The sequence below is a fragment of the Nitrosomonas halophila genome (assembly GCF_900107165.1).
In the GTDB taxonomy this organism is placed as follows: Bacteria; Pseudomonadota; Gammaproteobacteria; order Burkholderiales; family Nitrosomonadaceae; genus Nitrosomonas; species Nitrosomonas halophila.
The window spans coordinates 1-16,986 of record NZ_FNOY01000004.1; the positions used below are offsets into that span (position 1 = coordinate 1).

General features: G+C 49.7%; 14 protein-coding genes. 8 read left to right on the forward strand and 6 right to left on the reverse strand.

The features are described 5' to 3' along the window. The coding region (locus BLV85_RS01580) for a transposase (protein ID WP_176973889.1) at positions 1 to 690 on the reverse strand (690 nt) is incomplete at its 3' end. A 745-nt stretch (positions 691 to 1,435) separates the two neighbouring features. Between BLV85_RS01580 and BLV85_RS01590 the strand changes: the two genes are divergently transcribed. The 3 genes from BLV85_RS01590 to BLV85_RS01605 all read left to right on the forward strand — a co-directional run bounded on the left by BLV85_RS01590 (position 1,436) and on the right by BLV85_RS01605 (position 4,669). Then, positions 1,436 to 2,050: an exopolysaccharide biosynthesis protein gene (locus BLV85_RS01590; protein ID WP_090411443.1), complete on the forward strand. Its 615-nt coding sequence runs from the start codon at positions 1,436 to 1,438 to the stop codon at positions 2,048 to 2,050. Between the two features lie 305 nt (positions 2,051 to 2,355). Then, the gene (locus BLV85_RS01600) at positions 2,356 to 3,234 is read left to right on the forward strand and encodes a transglycosylase SLT domain-containing protein (protein ID WP_090411446.1); all 879 of its coding nucleotides are present in this window, start codon (positions 2,356 to 2,358) and stop codon (positions 3,232 to 3,234) included. Positions 3,235 to 3,775: 541 nt separating this feature from the next. Beyond that, complete coding sequence (locus tag BLV85_RS01605; RefSeq protein ID WP_143032272.1) at positions 3,776 to 4,669, forward strand: N-acyl amino acid synthase FeeM domain-containing protein; 894 nt, start codon at positions 3,776 to 3,778, stop codon at positions 4,667 to 4,669. Positions 4,670 to 4,690: 21 nt separating this feature from the next. Here BLV85_RS01605 and BLV85_RS01610 read toward each other — a convergent pair whose 3' ends face one another. From BLV85_RS01610 to BLV85_RS01620, 3 genes are all read right to left on the reverse strand, one after another. Then, positions 4,691 to 5,986 carry a pectinacetylesterase family protein gene (locus BLV85_RS01610; protein WP_245725037.1) on the reverse strand — a complete coding sequence of 432 codons (1,296 nt, stop codon included), beginning with the start codon at positions 5,984 to 5,986 and terminating at the stop codon, positions 4,691 to 4,693. Positions 5,987 to 6,075: 89 nt separating this feature from the next. Further along, positions 6,076 to 6,936 carry a PEP-CTERM sorting domain-containing protein gene (locus BLV85_RS01615; RefSeq protein ID WP_245725038.1) on the reverse strand — a complete coding sequence of 287 codons (861 nt, stop codon included), beginning with the start codon at positions 6,934 to 6,936 and terminating at the stop codon, positions 6,076 to 6,078. A gap of 210 nt (positions 6,937 to 7,146) precedes the next feature. Beyond that, a complete protein-coding gene (locus BLV85_RS01620) occupies positions 7,147 to 8,847 on the reverse strand; it encodes an FAD-binding oxidoreductase (RefSeq protein ID WP_090411451.1) in 1,701 nt (566 codons plus the stop codon). Between the two features lie 209 nt (positions 8,848 to 9,056). Between BLV85_RS01620 and BLV85_RS01625 the strand changes: the two genes are divergently transcribed. The 3 genes from BLV85_RS01625 to BLV85_RS01635 all read left to right on the forward strand — a co-directional run bounded on the left by BLV85_RS01625 (position 9,057) and on the right by BLV85_RS01635 (position 12,465). Further along, on the forward strand, positions 9,057 to 10,289 hold the full coding sequence (locus BLV85_RS01625; protein ID WP_090411453.1) for an ABC transporter permease: 1,233 nt from the start codon (positions 9,057 to 9,059) through the stop codon (positions 10,287 to 10,289). 313 nt (positions 10,290 to 10,602) lie between these two features. Continuing rightward, a complete protein-coding gene (locus BLV85_RS01630) occupies positions 10,603 to 11,121 on the forward strand; it encodes a hypothetical protein (protein WP_090411455.1) in 519 nt (172 codons plus the stop codon). A 132-nt stretch (positions 11,122 to 11,253) separates the two neighbouring features. Next, positions 11,254 to 12,465: an ABC transporter permease gene (locus BLV85_RS01635; protein ID WP_090411457.1), complete on the forward strand. Its 1,212-nt coding sequence runs from the start codon at positions 11,254 to 11,256 to the stop codon at positions 12,463 to 12,465. Positions 12,466 to 12,716: 251 nt separating this feature from the next. On the opposite strand, the gene BLV85_RS01640 is transcribed toward BLV85_RS01635, so the two are convergent. Both BLV85_RS01640 and BLV85_RS01645 read right to left on the reverse strand, forming a co-directional pair. Continuing rightward, positions 12,717 to 14,144 carry a DUF1302 family protein gene (locus BLV85_RS01640; protein WP_245725039.1) on the reverse strand — a complete coding sequence of 476 codons (1,428 nt, stop codon included), beginning with the start codon at positions 14,142 to 14,144 and terminating at the stop codon, positions 12,717 to 12,719. Between the two features lie 182 nt (positions 14,145 to 14,326). Next, complete coding sequence (locus tag BLV85_RS01645) at positions 14,327 to 15,016, reverse strand: ABC transporter ATP-binding protein (RefSeq protein WP_090411459.1); 690 nt, start codon at positions 15,014 to 15,016, stop codon at positions 14,327 to 14,329. 72 nt (positions 15,017 to 15,088) lie between these two features. On the opposite strand from BLV85_RS01645, the gene BLV85_RS01650 reads away from it, so the two are divergent. Next, positions 15,089 to 15,862, forward strand: a complete 774-nt coding sequence (locus BLV85_RS01650) for an outer membrane lipoprotein-sorting protein (protein ID WP_090411461.1) — start codon at positions 15,089 to 15,091, stop codon at positions 15,860 to 15,862. A 172-nt stretch (positions 15,863 to 16,034) separates the two neighbouring features. Next, positions 16,035 to 16,826, forward strand: a complete 792-nt coding sequence (locus tag BLV85_RS01655; RefSeq protein WP_176973890.1) for a PEP-CTERM/exosortase system-associated acyltransferase — start codon at positions 16,035 to 16,037, stop codon at positions 16,824 to 16,826. Positions 16,827 to 16,986: the final 160 nt, after the last annotated feature.

A 16,986-nucleotide genomic window follows, 5' to 3' on the forward strand; every position in this document is an offset into this window, starting at 1 on the left:
CTTTTTCGCGATCACCTTCAGGTACGGCTTCCACATATCCGAACAGACGTACTTGAGCTCGGCGCTGCGCTCCTGGCCAAACCAACGGAAGAAACCCAGCAGGGTCTTCAACTTGCGCTCCTTGCCTATCCACAGCAACCGCTTGCAGTGGCTGTCGATTTGGTAGACCAAGGTCAGATACTTGTGCCCCTTCTTCCAGGCGATTTCGTCAATCCCGATGGCGCGTACACCGCTAAGGTCCCGGTGCTCACGTCCCCACTGCACAGCCATCTCCACCGAGCGAAAGACACTCTCCCAAGAGGTGCGGAACACCTCGGCGGTCTCTTTCCAACTCAAACGCTTCGCCCAACCGGCCAGGAACCAACCCATGGCTTGTGTCAGGGGCCGTTTGCCCAGCGCCCACGGCATTGATTCGACCCGCACCCCGCATTTGGGGCAATCAACCCGGCGCGGGGCATACACCAGATAGGTCTTGATACCCCACAGCGGAACAAACTCAAAACGCCTTTGCCCAAGACGGTCGTACCCAGCCCTTGGCATACCACAGACCGAGCATACGGCACGGCTGTTACGCCTCTCCACCACCTCGATCTCCAGATGGGGAGTTTCTTTGCTGCCACCCCAGCGAACGCCAGCATAGACAAATGACTTGAATTTCTGCAGATGGTTTAAGATAGTCTGGATCTGCATCCCGCTCTCTCCTGTGAAGTTGTTTGTGTCGCAACTTCATCTTCTCAGAGATTGGGCGGGGTGCTCCACTATCACCGGCCATGGTCTTACAAAAGGCGCTTTCGGTTACCCACAAATTCTGCCGAGGAGCCAAAATTACATAAAACCCTACAGCAATGTTCAGTATATAACACAATCGTTTCACAACTCAAGCCCTAAAATTTCCTGGCGCGGACTGGCCACGAAACCGCAAGATAAAACCCGCTACAAGGGTTTGAATTTACACTCTCACGATATAACCACTCCGTAAGTATTGATAAAAAACAGAATTCAACACGCAACACGATTAAAAACCACTCTCTGCAAAAGGGTAATAAAAAAATTGCAACTATTCAACCATCCTCCACTATCCACTACTAAGCAGGTGGCCAAAGAAAAGAAGCAGCAGCAGAGTAATATTAGTTGCCAATCGGTGCGCTTGCGCACCGCAAAACCACAATAGCCAAGCTGCAGGTATCACTCACAACTCTCCTGCACAACCGCCAGCAAACTTCAATTCCGCCCCGCTCACACCGGCGGCACGGCAAGATCCATAGCCAGACAAACATAGCCGACGCAATCCATCATGCCATCACATTATCCAGACGCGGAGCGCTGCAATGACTTACAGCTTTAGTCCGATCACGGTAAAATCCCGATTAAAAATAATTTTTCAGTATCATCAATTTATATAAAATGGCTCGGGTTTTGTAATAAGGGAGGGTGGATGGAAAATAAAGAACGCAACACATCTGAATTGTTGCAATTAATCGTGGTACAGAACACCAATGCAGTCATTACAGTCAATCAAATAAAAAACTCACTGCATGAGCGAGGATTTGGCGTTTTACTGGCCATTGCCGCCCTGCCGCTTTGCCTGCCCGTTCCCGTCCCGCCGGGATACACGACCTTCTTTTCAATCCCACTTTTCATTTTCTCGATACAAATGATGTGGGGCATGCAGGCGCCCTGGATTCCCAAATGGCTGGCCGACAAGGAGATCAAGAAAGACAATCTGGAAAAATTAGTCAGCAAGGCGATGCCCTGGTTGCGCAAAATTGAAAGTTACCTGCATCCCAGGCTGACCTACATCAGCGTGCACGCCTGGGAACGCATCATCGGGATTTTCTCGTTCATCTTCTCCATTTCCATCGCGCTCCCCATTCCCCTGACCAATTTTCCACCCGGCTGGGGCATACTCATCATGTCGCTGGGACTGCTCAGCAAGGATGGCCTCACCATCATCGTCGGCATGATTGTCGGCACCATCGGCATTGGCATCACGGTTGTAGTGCTCGCCCTGCTATGGATGGGTATTTCCATGCCGTCCTTTTATGGTTGATCGAAGCACATGTCGATTTCTTTTACACTGCCCGCACCCGTCTTGACTCCATCCTGAACCACTCTGAGATTCCTTTTTATAAACATTCTGTTACACACCACCGCCGCGCCCCTAAATGACTTGGCACATATTTTGCTTATATTAGTATTGTATGGAAATGTATGCCCATGAATCATTTTCAGTCACGCTTCAGACAAAATGATTATCGCGTTCATGGTGCAGGTTTGACAGCTGGCCACTGAAAGCAGCGTGGAGACATAAATAAGCACAAAACCCAGGGCGGAATATTCCAAGGAGATCTCAGCATGCGCATCGATTCCAGATTATTAGCGATATGGTTGGGTTGCTTGATGACAAGCAGTCTTGCATTGGCCCAGGATAAAGAAACGCCACCCAGTCAAATCACCCAGGACATCGAAATGCTCGTGGCGGAGGCCCGGCGCCACGAACATGGTGAAGGCGTTCCTCAAGACAGAGAGAAAGCGCTGGAATTGTATTGCCGCGCCGCGCAAAGGGGCTCGGCCGAGGGACAATACGCGCTGGGTTGGATGTACGCCAACGGCCGGGGCGTTGCACGCAATGACAACATCGCCGCGCAATTACTCACCATGGCAGCCGCCCAGGAACATCTTCCCGCAAAAAAACTGCTGCAAATCATTCCGCCACCGGATGAAACCAAGACACACCTCCCCGATTGCTGGCAAACACACCTCCACCAACCAGCCAAAGAATTTTATGTCAGCCAGCCTGTCTTCGCATTGGTGCAGAAATTAGCTCCTCAGTACCAAATTGATCCGCATCTGGTACTGGCAGTCATTTCCGTGGAATCAGCCTTCAACACACAAGCCGTATCCGCAAAAAACGCACAGGGGCTGATGCAGCTCATTCCCGCCACAGCGGAAAGATTTCAGGTCAAAGATGCATTCGACCCGGAGGAAAACATCAAGGGCGGCATGGCTTATTTAAGATGGCTACTGGCCTTTTTCCAAGGCGATGTCGCTTTAGTGGCCGCCGCATACAATGCCGGAGAAGGCGCCGTGGAAAAACATGGCGGCATCCCACCCTACCCGGAAACCATCGACTACGTCGAAAAGATTCTTGGCCGCTACCAGAAAACCACCCATCCCTACCAGCCTGAAGCCGCCAACAGAACTGCTTTTATTTTCACTCGCGCCGATCATTAAGGACTGCTCGACCACAAATAGAGTCGGCATTCTGCGCACTTGACCTTTGCGCAGACGGATTCTCCCAATCAGCTCTCCAGTTGTACCCTCTCACCACACCACTACGATCCAGAAAGATTAGGCAACCCAAGCATGCGGGCCACACTCCACAGCCGGCACTCGAAGCGCATTTGCTCGTAACATCGGACAAATATTTGCACAGTTTTATTCAAGCAGCAACGCCAAACAGAAATCACTACAGACAAAAGACCAAATTATTTGTCTCTTTTAAGAGACAAATAAAATACAAACAGAACAATTAGTTAGTTACGGTAAGTGGTTTTTCTCACAAATATGGCGACAAATATCGTAGACACCATCCAAAAATATTAATAACGCACTGATTAAACAACAATTATATTGATGGCACGAATATTGCTTATTTTTCGTCAGTGCCTCACTTTATAACTGAATTTTATCACCCTCCCTACTCACTGATGCAGAACTTTATAGACTGACATGCATTTGATTCGAACAAATATTCTATGAGGAATCGCCACCCATGCTGACCAGTAATCAAACCCAGCCAGGAACTTCAAGAAAGACCCTTCGACAAACGCACCCGATACCAGATCAATATTCCTCAAATTACATGGCATTTGAAAGAACAGCAGAACCCCTTCCTGCTCTGCAATATCGCCCATCGCAAAACTGGATACCCCCCACAGACCGAGCGGCCCAGACAGATTGTTTATTGCAAACTGATAGCTACAGCATTCATCTGGTAAGTACGCTCAAGCAACGCATCAAAGCCAGCACTCTCATCAAGCGCATGTACGCCTCTCGCGGCTACCAGACTGACAGCGCGTCAGTCTTCTCTGCAATCCCTTTTCAGTACACTTACGAAGCACGCTGCGGGCAGCAAATCATTGGCACATTGACTTTAACCATAGATAGCAACAATGGATTGCTTGCCGATACACTTTACAAATCCGAACTGGACCAATTCCGTGAACAGGGACACAAGCCATGTGAGGTATCAAAATTAGCCTTCGCTCCCAACAGCAGCTCCAAGGAAATCTTTGCAGCCTTGTTTCACATTGCCTATCTCTACGCACACGTACTGCATGATGCACAGGATGCCTTTATTGAAATCAATCCACGCCATATGTCTTTTTACCGGCGCATGCTGGGCTTCTGCCAAATTGGACAGCAACAAACCTGCCCCCGGGTCAATGCCCCAGCAGTACTACTTCATTTGGATTTGGAATACATGGGCGCGCAAATTACCTCCATGGCAGGGCAACTCAAACGGAGGGAAAGAAGCATATACCCCCTCTTTCTCACACGAAGCGAAGAAGAGGGGGTTATTCAGAGAATACAACCCAAAAAAACAATCACACACACGCGGCGTGAGTTCTATACCGATACTCGATTATCGCTGGCAAAAACATGATCACAGACGCGCCTGCTGCATTTATTCAGCAGCAAAAGGAGCTTGGCAATCTTCAAGGCACATCAGATCGCGCAACTCGTTATTTCTGTCATCTGTAACAAGCCGCCGCACCCAATCTGTCAGCCTAACACCCTCTGCACTGCTCTCCAGGTAGAAATAACCATCTGGTGGCACGGGCTTGAACAGATCTATCAATGCTGCATGGAACACTCCTGCACCTATGTAGTAATTTACATTTCCACTGGCAGCGACTCCATCAAAAGTGTCGCGCATTCTGACATGCCATTGCAGCCATATTTCGGGAGGTATATTGCTCCACCCCTCTGGATTGTTAGTTCCCGCATCGGTTTGTAGCATAATATTCAAGAAAAATGCTTGAATACCATCCCACGCAGTGGAATAAAAGGCAAATCGACTCCTTTTGAAATGGCCAGACAAGTCTGTCACCAGCTGCTGATAAAAAGTATTTGCATCATAGCCACCGACACGATCAATACCGGGGATCCAGGTCGCCAGCGTATCCCTAACCCCCCAAGGCCCTCCGTCGACCGAATTAAAGACTCGATCGACAAAAGGTTGTGTGAATACCCCCGCAGCCGCATCTACCAGCAAGGCAACGATAGCTCTATTTGGATAAAGGCTTTGCAATCGCGAGAAATTAAGCACGGCACCATAAGCACCTGCGCTGGAACCTGCTATCAGCACTTTCTCAGCACTTTTTCTGTCAAGATTCTGCTTCATCCATTCCCTGACCGCCATGAAATTATCGAATCCCCGATGCTGAACCATTACCGGGTTGCCGGAATTCACGAACCCAAGTGGATCACTGTACAGCATGTCACGCGAACCGATATGCACATCGCCAGTACAATACGGAATAAAGATGATATTCCATTCGCGAGTGGGATTGTCTTCGCGCGCAAGATCCATGATACCGCCGACTATTTCTGGCATATTTTCCGCTTCAATGGTCGGGTTATAAACCGGGCGCACGCCTGCCACCAAGGAAGTCAAGCAAGTCGCATCATTCCAGCACGCCCCACCTCCATTGAAATAGATCAGTGTCTTGTCTTTCTTGACACCCTCCCGGAAATAGAAATGAAAAGGCTGATTGGGTATACCCATTTCGTCCGGCAAATAGCTGAATGCGCAGCCTGGTTTGATACTTCTATCTTGACCATTATCATCTACCACGGTCATTGACGTACTTGAAACTTCTATTTTCTGCCAACCACTTGCAGCCACATTGAAAGCCAATAACACACACAAAAGATTCACCGAGAATTTTACAAACCCCTGAAGTCGGATCATATCCATTACCAATCCTCCCAAATGTAAAAGGCCACCGCATATTATTATGCGATGGCCTTCAGAAAATTAATTTGAATACTTCAGAGTTGAGTTGCCTAGACAGCAATACGGCGCTGCCTTCTTCCTATACCAAGACCAACAAGTCCCAGGCCCAATAATGCCAATGTTGCCGGCTCCGGCACATCTACAAACGTGCCACCGGAAATATCAGCGGTTCCGCCAAAACACCAATCGCCTTGACCAGCAGTACCATCAAAGCAACTTCCATTTACCACAGCTGTATCAAACTGGTTCAAACGGCTTCTCAGGTTTGAAAATGAAGCAGTAATATCTATATCCGCAAAACCGCCGCTGCCATCAGCTACAGAATTTCCATTCAAAAAGCTTGCCACTGAACCAATGCCAAAGCTACCGCTCAAGTCAACATCATAGAGTCCAGCAGTACTGCCAGAAAGGACCTCTGCTCCGACCAAAGTTCCTGTGCCGATAATATCGCCATTATTGTTGAATCTAGCCCATTCAGTCAATCCACCAATAGCGATTAAGTTACCTGGAGAACCAGCTGCATTGGTTAGTAAATTCGAAAGCGGTGCATCGGCACGATAGATATCAATCACACCCGTATCAAACGAAACCGCCGACCCACCTGATTCTACAAAACCAGCAGAGTTGTTAAACGTGGCAATGTAATACAAAGTACAAGTGCCGCCACCGGCACAATAACTGGTTTCGCCGTTAACAGTTGTAATTTGGCCATAGGCAGTTACATTCTGACCGTTTCCATCAATTAGTGTTTGAGCCAAAGTAGCTGTCTCAAAATGAAAGTTATCTGGGTTATCACCTAAAGCACCAAAATCAATACCCCCGACAACAATAGCATTAGCCGACATCGAGGCAACCAAAGCACCACCCGCAAGGGTAGCAATCGCCATTTTCTTAAATTTGTTTATCATCATCTTGCTCCTTAAATTTCCGTCTAATGAAACTTACATATCACTCATGAAGACTAGAGTTCTAGCTCACTTCAATAAAAGCAAGTTGCATGCCACTTCATTAAAAAGATATAAATGATATATATTACAATAGGTTATTATTTACTTATTTGCCGAAAGGCGCTCGGCACATCAACAGTGTAAAGAATTCCGACAGGGCTAAAAATGCAAATATTAATCGATGCCGTATCTTCCCGACGCCAAAACTCCTACAGGATCGAGCGCGGTCTTGAGTTTCTGATTAAAGGCCTTCAATTCCGGACAGTACTGGTACAATTTCTGCCATCCGTTAACCCCGGCACGAAAATGCTGATACCCCTTGCTATGTGATAAATCCAGAATGGCGCTGTAAAGTTGCTCTGCACGCGCACACTCCGCTTCATCCAGGCGATCATACAAGATAACCATCAGCGGACAGACGCTGCGTGCATTGAATATCATGGTCGTCATGTAAAAATCGAAGTTGAATTTCTCGAACAACAATTCACATTCTCGTGTAAACGCCACGACTTCACTCCCACGAAAAGGGAGTACTGGCACAGACCACAAAATACCCAGATCATCGCGCCCAACGTGAATATCCTTTAGGGGGCGCTTCTTTCTGTATCGAAAATACCCCCGTCGCACAACCGTCTCGACGGGCTTTCCTTCATGCAGATCGATCAGTCCCGGAAAGAGTCGAATCAATGCCAGCGAAGTGCCGAGTATTTTTCTTATGGCAAAATCGATCAGCTTCAGCCACAACTTAGATTGAATTGTCTCCACTGCTTCAATTTGCTTACGAATGAAATGTGCACGCTTTTGAGTGAACACATTGATGCGCGTACAGGAATCCGATGCTTTCAATGTTTTTTTTGCCAACCGGCTCGCAGTCTTGACCATGGGACTGTGCCCATAAATACCGAAGGAACCTGTCCAGCCAGGCACGGAATATTTGCGTTTGAGTACCTCAAGTTGATTACGGCTGATAGCCTTTTTAGGCTCCACACCTTCATCAATCGCCTGTGTCAATAGTGTCAGAATTGCAACGCTATTGGAAAACCGGCCGGTTTCATGGATCACGCCCGACAGCATCAATTCCCGCACCGTGTCCATGCATTTTGCCAGCGCGGCATTATCCCGGATATTCAGGCTGAATAGAGCGTAGTCCTGCGGTTTGCGCATCAGCCAAATTCCCGCTTTGGTGACAATACCGTAATTCGACTGACTGAATAGGCCTTCTATATATGGCCCAACCCCCCATTTGTATAAATGTGCAGCACCTTTCCCAGCTTCCTTATTGGCAACACCGGTATGGATCATACTGCCATCGGCTAGCACCACCTCATAACCGCAAAGATGCGCAAAGTGGTCACCGTATTTGGTTACACCCACGCCACGATCCAATGCATTGCCTATGACACTGCCAGTTGGTGGTCCACCTGGGGAATCTGTCCACAATGCATAATGATTCTCCTCAAGAAAGCGATTCAGTGCCTCATAAGTCACACCAGGCTCGATAATGGCATATGCCAGTTCCTGGTCAACATGAATGATTTTATTCATTCGGTTCAGCAGAACCACAAACGAATCCTCGCTTGTACTGGTATTCAGATACCCCCAGTTCTTGCCTGTACTGTAAACCCAGAGTTTGGCTTTACAATCAGTGGCAAGCCTGACCAATGTTTGAATCTGCTCAGGTGATTCCGGATAGATAAATGCATGCGGCTTGCGTGCATTGGCAACTGGATCCTTGGCCAGCAAGTCATACTCATCGCCTGATCTGATGATTTGAGTCTCATTAAAATGCATCATGAGCGACTCGATAAAGATGTCCGTCTTCGTATCCATCCCATCACCGTCATTGTCCAGTTTTGTAATATTTGTCAAACTCATTTGGTATTCCCCGTGAATAATGATCAGGACACTTTTTCATACTCCCGTTTGAATCAGCATCTCTGAAAGCTGAAAGCGACACCGCAGAACAACCTTCCTTGTAGCGCGACTTGCAATGGAAGAATTTTCACCATGTATGTTTATTAGCGACAGTTTATACTGATGGATTGAATTCCAACATTAAGACACGTCTTTTTGAAACAACACACATGTTGAGAACCTGGTCAAACTTTTCATTGTCGCTCCGCAACCTCGCACGCCACAAGCGGCGCAGCGGGATTTCGATTGGGTCGGTCGCTTTTGGGATCACTGCGCTGATTCTGGCCAGCGGTTTTATCGAATGGATTTTCGATGATTTCCGGGAAACCACCATCAAATCCCAGCTGGGCCACTTGCAAATTGTCCGGCCCGGGTATCATGAAATGGGCAAGGCCGATCCTTATGCCTTTCTCCTGCCGGATAATTTGCCACAGCTGCACAACTCCGGTGATGAGATACATCAAATTGCGGCAATTGTGCCGCGGCTGAGCTTCAGTGGCTTGATCAGTCATGACGAAGCGACGCTCTCATTCATTGGCGAGGGCATTGATCCACAGGAGCAGCTTTATTTCGGTGACGCCCTACAAATTTCGGCAGGCAAGAACCTGTCGCCCGACCGGCCTCACCATCTCATCATGGGCGAAGGCTTGGCGCGCAACCTAGGGGTCGCGGTGAAAGACCAAGTGGTGTTACTGGTCAATACTGCCTCGGGGGGGCTAAATGCCGTTGAAATGACTGTGGGCGGGCTGTTCTCCACCGTAACCAAATCCTATGACGACAATGCGCTGCGATTGCCGATCGAGACGGCCCGTGAGCTGCTGCGCACACCGGGCGCGCATAGCTGGGTTGTGCTGCTCAACGACACCGATCAAACCGATATGGTTCTGGCAAAACTGCGCGCTACGCTCCCGAGCGATCAATTCGAGATTGTACCTTGGCATGAACTGGCTGATTTCTATAACAAAACAACCGTATTGCTTGCCAAACAGGTGCAGGCCGTTAAATTAGTCATCGCACTGATTATTCTGCTCAGCATTTCCAATACGATGACCACTAACGTGATGGAACGAACCGGTGAGATCGGCACGGCCATGGCGCTAGGCGTCAAGCGCACCGGGATTTTGCGCCAGTTTCTGCATGAAGGCATGTTAATCGGCTGCATTGGCGGCTTGGTTGGCATCGGGCTCGGCTTGCTGCTCGCCGAGATGATCTCCAATATAGGTATCCCCATGCCACCGCCACCCGGGATGGCGCGGGGTTATACCGGTGAGATACTTGTTTCGTCAAACATGATACTGGAAGCCTTTCTTCTTGCCATCCTCACTACACTCATTGCCAGCATCTATCCCGCCTGGAAGGCTTCACGCATGCAGATTGTGGATGCGTTACGGCATAATCGGTAATTATCGTTCATGGCAAGACTTGCAAATCCGGCAACATGCAGAGCGTTGCACGCTATTTTCTGGGTTGTCGTGCAGGTTTGTACGGCTCACGATGACGAAGCATGTGTACATTCCAGACACTGATCACACATTGATCGCAACAGCAACCGATCAATGCTCGGGTAGCTGTCGGTTGATCGGTGCGCAAGTACACCGATCAACCCGGATTACTCCGCTGCGCTTGCAGTAGCAGCGGTTGCGGGCGTCTGTTGCCTTTGATCTTTGGTGTGTTTGCCCCCATAATACCGGTCATGAAAACTTTTTTTGCAACAGAATGAAAATACTGATTTTATTGGTTTTCTGCTTGTATTCCCTGCCAGCTTTCCCAGTGGATGTCGCGCCGCGTATCTCTGACCGGGAAATTATCGAATCGCTGGCGGAGCTGAAAGCTGGACAAAAGGCGCTTGAAGAAAGAATGGACCAGCGCTTTACCACCATGCAACAGCAAATGGATCTACGCTTCACTACCATGCAGGAGCAGATCGATCAACGGTTTGCGGCTGTCGATCAGCGCTTTGTTTCGATCGATCAGCGATTTGAGTTTCTGCAACAGTTGATGCTGGTGATGATCGCCAGCATATTCGGGCTGATCGGGTTCATCGTCTGGGACCGGTATACGACGTTACGGCCAATGGACCAGCGGTTGCGGCGGATCGAAGAAGATCTGGAAAAAGATCTCGAGCTGAAAGCGCCTGATGGTTCGCGCATTATCCGCCTAATCCATGCGCTGCGCGAGCTCTCCAAAGAGGATAAAAAGCTGGAAGCCGTTCTGCGCAGTTTCTCGTTGCTATAGCACGCTTGTGGGAAGATGGAATAAATCCATATCGACTGCTGCGGGCATGGCGCAGCCATTCAAAACAGCGGCGGAATCCACAAGCCCCGGATCACGCTGCACGACTCACTCACCCGCTTTTCCTTGTCACATATGTTCAAACTCGCTCTGCGTAACGTTTTCAGGCAAAAGACACACACACTCATGACACTGGTGGCGATCATTGCCGGGGTGGTCAGTATTATTCTGGCTGGAGGATGGGTGCAGGATATTTATGTGCAATTGGGCGAGGCCCTCATCCATTCACAGAGCGGCCATTTGCAAGTCTACCGCCAGGGGTACTATGAGGCTGGCTCACGCTCCCCGGAAAAATTTCTGATGGAGACACCTGGCTCGATCAAGCAACGCATTGCGAAGGAAGCAGCAGTCGAACAAGTGATGGCGCGGCTCAATTTCTCTGGCCTGCTCAATAATGGCAGAAGCGATCTGCCCATTATCGGCGAAGGCGTGGAGCCCGGGCTGGAAAGCGAATTGGGCAGCTTGGTTATGCTGACAGCTGGACGCCAGCTGACCGATAGCGATGCTTTTGGTATCTTGCTGGGCAAAGGGGTTGCGCGGGCGTTGCAACTCAAGCCAGGCGATCCAGTCACTTTGTTGGCCAACACACTGGATGGTGCGCTCAATAGTCTCGATTTCGAGGTCATTGGCATCTTTCAGAGCTACTCCAATGACTTTGATGCACGCGCGGTCAGGATTCCACTGCCTGCCGCCCAGGAATTGCTGGGCACAACGGGCGTCAACGCGCTCGTCGTTTCCCTGCAGCGCACTGAGACGACTGAGCAGGTCGCGTTCCGATTAGCGCAACGGCTCGAGGCATTCGGACTGGAAATCAAAACCTGGATGGAACTGAACGATTTTTACGAGAAAACCGTGGAATTGTATAAGGGTCAGTTTGGCGTGCTGCAATGGATCATTCTGGTCATGGTGATATTGAGCGTTGCCAACAGCGTCAACATGAGTATTTTTGAACGCGTCGGTGAATTTGGTACCATGATGGCCCTGGGTAATCGCAGCAGTCAGGTGTTCCTGCTCATTCTTTACGAAAACTTCCTGCTGGGGCTGATCGGCGGCGGATTGGGTGTCGGCCTGGGTATTTTCCTGGCTACGGCCATTTCTGCCATCGGCATTCCGATGCCGCCGCCCCCCAATGCCGATCTCGGTTATGTTGCCCGTATCCAGATTGTCCCCTCGGTCATATTGCTCGCACTGAGCATCGGCTTCATCGCCACGGTGATTGCAGCATTACTTCCTGCCAGACATGTGGCACGCATACCCGTTGTCGATGCGCTCAGGCAGAATCTGTAGGGAAAAGAAGCGTCTTTTTCATCATGTTACCGCTGCACGGCGCATGGAATGCACCCTACGCCTCGGTGGGAATAGCTATCAAGCGTAGGATGTATTACCACCGCACCGTGATAAACGCCTTGTCTACCGCCCCCGTTACAAAGTCCAGCAGTGGCAAGAAAAGCTGTTGCGTTATCGCTGAGATTCAGAATTCCCAATCAGCTTCGTGCTGTAAAATTTTCCGACACTCGCTCACAGGCTCCACAATCTCATCAAAAAGAGAACCGCACTTCGGTATAGACCCTGTCATTATTCGCAAACCGGCCAAAGAGTCCAGTCGGCGGGCCATCAAATATATCCGCGCCAACTGCTAGGTGCCAGTTTCTCGCGAAATTCCAGCCGAGACGGGGTCGAAGCATGCGTTCACTGCGATTGAGGCTTTGAATCAGCAACACCTGCGCATCAAAATCCCGCCAAAAGCTGGCTTGCAGAAAAACGCTGGCGCCGTTTTCGTATTTGTCCGCAAAAATATCCCGGTCGTAACCCAGAAAAACGCGCTGAAAGAACTGCAGATTCAGGCGAACATCCCGAGGTAAAGGAAAATCCAGGCCGAGCGCATAGTCGATCGTATCCTGCCGCACCAGGCCATCGGGCGCGGTCATGCGGGTAACGTTGAAGCGGCGTCCATGCGTGTAAACAAATTCCGCCTTGAGCACCGCGCCGCCCAGATCCTTGGTCAGGGTACCGCCTGCCTGGTCGATTTGGCCATGGCGTGCCTGAAACAGCAGCGGTTCGTCAGGTTGGCTGACACGATGGAAAGTAGGACTGGCATCCAGGCTGTGATAATAAAACGCCGAGATATCCCAGCCCCGGATCAATTGGGAGAGGCGTATACCATAATTCGAATTGGCCAGATTTCTGCCTGAGCGGTCCCCCCCCAGGAATCTGACCGGTACCGGCTCAGGCAAGGCGAAGGGGTAAAACTGCGCCCCCGGCCGGCCAATTTCATCCAGGCTCGCGAAGGGAATCCAGACCAGGTCGGCGTGAAAGTCATGCTTCGAGTATTCGGTACGAATGGCCCACTGCGGTATACGCAAGATATCGAAATCAGGCAGTACAAATTCGCGCATATCTCTTGCAGACACAACATCCGCAAAAAATAATCCAACCATCTCCCCCCAGATGATGTGCTGGCGGCCCACGCGGATATCGAAATCCTTGACCGAAATATCCAGGTAATTTTCCCGCAGAAACAGCTCGAAGCGATGATCCCGGCGCACAGGTCGCGGATAGAAATCCGAAATATCATGGATGGCATCATAATCGATCCGGGCGCTCAATTTCCATTTGATGTTTGGGCTCAACTGGCCGAGATTGGATAACTCCGAACGCAGCCGCAGCTTGGAGGCATGCGCCGGTTCTGCATAAGTATACGCGAACTCCAGTTGAGAAAAACCGCGCCAGGAGGCTGTCTGCTGAAACATGCGTTGAGGAAAACCGGTATCGGCACCGTCATCATCCACATCTTCGAATAAATCGTCCAGGGCAGTGGCCTGTGCCACATGCGTCGCAAAAACTACATCCGGAGAAAAGACCGGTGTCCGAGGGCCACCAGCCAGGGAACCGCATGCCGCAATACTGCTCCATAATGCCAGGCATGGCAGCAACAAGCTCCGCAGTTTTTGGGTCGGCCATTTCATGGCACTGGAAAATGCTGCATCATCTCTCATTAAGCTGATTAGCGTCTTGAGTTCCGGAAAGCTGTTTGGTTATGCGAACAAAGCCGGCCTGAAACCGGCCTGTCCAAGCAAGCTCATTTTGATAAAGCCTGTCACAACGTTATTCAAGTAGAATGATTGCAAAAAGTTCCTGGTATCCCTGCTCACAAGACGGCATGCGCTTCGACAAGTTGACCATCCTCGATCTGTATGAGCCGTTCAGCCAGTGCCATGACTTTGGCGTCATGAGTGGAAAACACAAAAGTCGTGCCGCTCTCCCGGTTGATCTGCTTCATCAACTGTAGAATACCCTCTCCTGTTTGATGGTCGAGATTTGCGGTGGGCTCATCGGCCAGAATGATTTTGGGATGTGTGGCCAGGGCGCGCGCAATGGCGACGCGCTGACGCTGGCCTCCGCTCAATTGATTGGGCCGATGGCGGGCAAATTTGGTCAATCCAACGATGTCGAGAAATTTTACAGTGCGCTCACGGCGCGCCTGCGCATTCAACTCCTTGAATTGCAGCAGAGGGTATTCAACATTCTCTTCTGCGGACAATACCGGGAAAAGATTAAATGTCTGGAAAATAAAGCCGATAGTTCTAGCTCTGAGCTCGGCCAGTTGATCGGGGGTTTGTCCACTCGTATCCTGACCATTGATAAGGATCTTTCCAGCCGTTGGCTTGTCGATACAACCAATCAGATTAAGCAGTGTGGATTTCCCGCTACCCGATGGACCGGCAATGGCAAGAAATTCACCGGCCTCTATTTGTAAATTAATGTCCTTGAGTGCCTGGACTCGGTCGGTACCGAGCACATACTCTTTACAGACGTTTTCAAAATACACAATACGCATTCACCTGATCCTGAATAAATCCTTTCTTAGGTTTCTTAGTTTAGCTGGATAACTTTCTTATAAAAATTCGATATGACACTCAATCCTCATGCATATTTACTGATTGCCGGCACTTTTTTGCTGGCCTTGGCACAGACTTTGTTCTTACCTCCGGCCAAAGCGGAAGAAGTCGATACTCTGGCCCAGAGTATACTGGAAAAAGCGGATGAGATTCGCTTCCCGCGCGGTAGCTTCCAGGTCGAAGTTGCCATACGCACCACTTCAGACCAGCAGTCCGAAGCTCTGCACCGCTACCGAGTGCTCTCCAAAGGCAATGAGAACAGCATCGTCCTGGTGACCGAACCCGCATCCGAACGTGGCCAGGCCATTCTCATGAAAGGACGCGATCTGTGGATTTTCATGCCCAGCGTGTCACAACCCATTCGATTATCACTCTCCCAGCGATTGACGGGGCAGGTTGCCAACGGCGATATCGCACGCGCCAATTTCACGGGCGACTATCATCCCGAACTGTTGCGTGAGGAAACCATCGATGATGCAGATTATTATGTCCTCCAGCTAACTGGAGTGGACCGCTCCGTTACTTATCAAAAAGTGCTGTTATGGGTAAATAAATCCAATTATTGGCCGTTTAAAGCAGAGTTCTATTCTGTTTCCGGCCGTCTGCTCAAGACCAGCCGTTATGAAAACTTCGAAACGGTATTAGGCCGACTGCGTCCGATGCGCCTGGTCATGGAAGATGCCCTGAAACAAAATGAAATTTCGGTACTGGATTATTCGAATATGAAATTACGCAATCTGCCCGACAAGATTTTTACCAAGAATTATCTAAAGAGACTTGAGTAGGTCAGCAACCACCCGTTGATATCTGAGTTTGCGAAGACATCATCGCACGTGCCCGGGCGGCCCTGGATTGACGCTTGGTAATCGGTAAAGCAGTCGTACTGCTGCATGCAATCTGGCCGCAGATCAATCAGGTCATTCACGAACGCTTAATCCATTTCAAAGAGATATTGATATGTTCTCGCGAGAATCCGCACACCTGGGCACGTCCTTTGAGCAATATTTCAGGATCGTGCCAGCATTAACCGAGGCATTAAAATACGAAGCCTATCGCGTTCGTCACTCGGTTTTTTGTGATGATCTGCAGTTCGAACTGACTCGATTCAATAAATTCGAGATGGACGAATATGATGCACATGCACTACATCTCCTGATTCGGAGCATCCAGAGTGAAACCTTTATTGGCTGCACCCGCATCATTCGTCCCTCGCCGGATATGGCCGATGGGCTCTTGCCGTTCGAAAGAACTTGTGCCGAGACCCTGGATCGCTCCATCATAGACCCATCAAGATTACCCAGAGACAAAATTGCCGAGGTCTCTCGCCTCGCTGTCGTGGCAACATTCCGCCGCCGCAAAGGCGAAGAAATTAGCCCCCTCGATATCACGGAATCGGACTATGGTGCCGGGCCTATTCCCCGTTTCCCTTACATTCCACTCGGCCTTTACATCGGAACCGTCGAATTGGCACGAATACATAACATCCAGATACTGTTCATGCTCACCGAAGAACGGCTGGCAAAACATTTCAGTCGGCTAGGCGCCCAACTTGAATTTATTGGCGCACCAGTCGAGCACCGTGGTCTACGTTTCCCATCCATGGTGTATGTCGGCGACATCATCAATAATATGCGGCCGATCTTTCGTCCGCTTTATCAGACCATTGCCACAGAAATCAGAGCCGGTCTGGCTGGAAAAATAATTGTGACCCCATCCAACGAAACTCAACGCAGCATCATCGGTTTCTAATCTGTCCAAAAACAGACAGTCAGCAACATCCATCTGAAAGACGAAAAGCAATACAGGTTACCCATAACACCTGAATCCGGCATTCTCGACCGAGAGGCCGGTGGTATCGGTTTTCAAAGTTTAGGGCGAGACATAACTTTACTGAATGGTCGCTCCCTTC

What these genes read in the sequence shown, in the direction of transcription:
- BLV85_RS01610 (WP_245725037.1), bottom strand. Translation starts at nt 5,986, where the DNA reads ATGGATATGATCCGACTTCAGGGGTTTGTAAAATTCTCGGTGAATCTT.
- BLV85_RS01600 (WP_090411446.1), top strand. Translation starts at nt 2,356, where the DNA reads ATGCGCATCGATTCCAGATTATTAGCGATATGGTTGGGTTGCTTGATG.
- BLV85_RS01655 (WP_176973890.1), top strand. Translation starts at nt 16,035, where the DNA reads ATGTTCTCGCGAGAATCCGCACACCTGGGCACGTCCTTTGAGCAATAT.
- BLV85_RS01620 (WP_090411451.1), bottom strand. Translation starts at nt 8,847, where the DNA reads ATGAGTTTGACAAATATTACAAAACTGGACAATGACGGTGATGGGATG.
- BLV85_RS01640 (WP_245725039.1), bottom strand. Translation starts at nt 14,144, where the DNA reads ATGAAATGGCCGACCCAAAAACTGCGGAGCTTGTTGCTGCCATGCCTG.
- BLV85_RS01645 (WP_090411459.1), bottom strand. Translation starts at nt 15,016, where the DNA reads ATGCGTATTGTGTATTTTGAAAACGTCTGTAAAGAGTATGTGCTCGGT.
- BLV85_RS01615 (WP_245725038.1), bottom strand. Translation starts at nt 6,936, where the DNA reads ATGATGATAAACAAATTTAAGAAAATGGCGATTGCTACCCTTGCGGGT.
- BLV85_RS01650 (WP_090411461.1), top strand. Translation starts at nt 15,089, where the DNA reads ATGACACTCAATCCTCATGCATATTTACTGATTGCCGGCACTTTTTTG.
- BLV85_RS01630 (WP_090411455.1), top strand. Translation starts at nt 10,603, where the DNA reads ATGAAAATACTGATTTTATTGGTTTTCTGCTTGTATTCCCTGCCAGCT.
- BLV85_RS01590 (WP_090411443.1), top strand. Translation starts at nt 1,436, where the DNA reads ATGGAAAATAAAGAACGCAACACATCTGAATTGTTGCAATTAATCGTG.
- BLV85_RS01605 (WP_143032272.1), top strand. Translation starts at nt 3,776, where the DNA reads ATGCTGACCAGTAATCAAACCCAGCCAGGAACTTCAAGAAAGACCCTT.
- BLV85_RS01635 (WP_090411457.1), top strand. Translation starts at nt 11,254, where the DNA reads ATGTTCAAACTCGCTCTGCGTAACGTTTTCAGGCAAAAGACACACACA.
- BLV85_RS01625 (WP_090411453.1), top strand. Translation starts at nt 9,057, where the DNA reads ATGTTGAGAACCTGGTCAAACTTTTCATTGTCGCTCCGCAACCTCGCA.